2 protein-coding genes are annotated in these 1,239 nt (G+C 72.9%); one reads left to right on the top strand and one right to left on the bottom strand.

Translation table 11 applies throughout. From position 1 onward, the window contains the following. The coding region (locus tag IEY71_RS00895; protein WP_189083439.1) for a hypothetical protein at positions 1-339 on the bottom strand (339 nt) is incomplete at its 3' end. A 92-nt stretch (positions 340-431) separates the two neighbouring features. Here IEY71_RS00895 and IEY71_RS00900 point away from each other — a divergent pair. Next, the coding region (locus IEY71_RS00900; RefSeq protein WP_189083440.1) for an LLM class F420-dependent oxidoreductase at positions 432-1,239 on the top strand (808 nt) is incomplete at its 3' end.

The raw sequence follows: 1,239 nt of genomic DNA on the forward strand, positions 1-1,239 counted from the left end.
AGGCTCGGCGACGGCCACGGCGAGCGGTTCCCGCCCGGGGAGCTGGATGACGATCTCGGTCGCGGCGGAGTCCTCGACGAAGGCCTCCACCCAGGTGACGGTGTCGGCACGGAGGACCGCGTCGTCGGGCGGGGTCTCGCGCACGGCCAGCCGCAGCGAGTCCGGGTGCGGCACGACGCCGCCGTTTGCCGCGACGAGCTCGAGGGTCCAGCCGGGGCTCGGGCAGAGCCCCGAACCGGCGATGCGGATCAGGCGCGAGCCGCAGGAGCGCACGGCCGTCGCCCGGAAGCGGGCCGCGCGGTAGTCGCAGAACAGCACGGGGGAGGTGGGCCGGGTCATGCCGCAGACGGTAGCGCCGGCCGAGGCGGCGCGGCCTCAGGGTGAGCGCTGAACCGGTCTCAGGGTGGGGTCGCCCGCGTACGATCGTGACCATGCGCTTCGGAATGTTCGTCCCCCAGGGCTGGCGTCACGACCTCGTCGGCATCGACCCCCGCGAGCAGTGGGGGGTGATGCGCTCGCTCGCCGAGTTCGCCGACCGCGAGGGGTCGCCGTGGGAGGCGATCTGGGTCTACGACCACTTCCACACCGTGCCGGTGCCGAGCGAGCACGAGGCGACGCACGAGGCGTGGTCGCTGATGGCCGCCTTCGCGGCGTCGACCTCGCGCGTACGGCTCGGTCAGATGTGCACCTGCATGAGCTACCGGAACCCCGCCTATCTCGCGAAGGTCGCGGCGACCGTCGACCTCGTCTCGGGCGGACGCGTCGAGATGGGCATCGGCGCCGGCTGGTACGAGCACGAGTGGCGCGCGTACGGCTACGGCTTCCCCGAGGTGCCCGAGCGACTCGCTCGGCTCCGCGAGGGGGTCGAGATCCTGCACCAGGCGTGGACGACGGGCAGCGCGACGCTCGACGGCGAGCACTACCAGGTGGACGGCGCGATCGTGCAGCCGCAGCCCCTGCAGGAGGGCGGCATCCCCATGTGGATCGCCGGCGGCGGTGAGAAGGTGACGCTCCGCATCGCGGCGAAGTACGCGAGCGCGACGAACTTCTACGGCAGCCCCGAGGAGTTCAGCCACAAGAGCGAGGTGCTGCGCGGGCACTGCGAGCGGCTCGGCCGCCCCTTCGAGGAGATCACCCGCTCGGCGAACTTCAACACCGTCGTCGGCGTCGACGAGGCCGACGTGGAGCGCCGCCTCGACGCCGTGCACGCGCGTCTCGCCGGCTCGGCGGGCGAGGCGG

It is taken from the genome of Agromyces mediolanus, assembly GCF_014648575.1.
Classification (GTDB): domain Bacteria; phylum Actinomycetota; class Actinomycetes; order Actinomycetales; family Microbacteriaceae; genus Agromyces; species Agromyces mediolanus.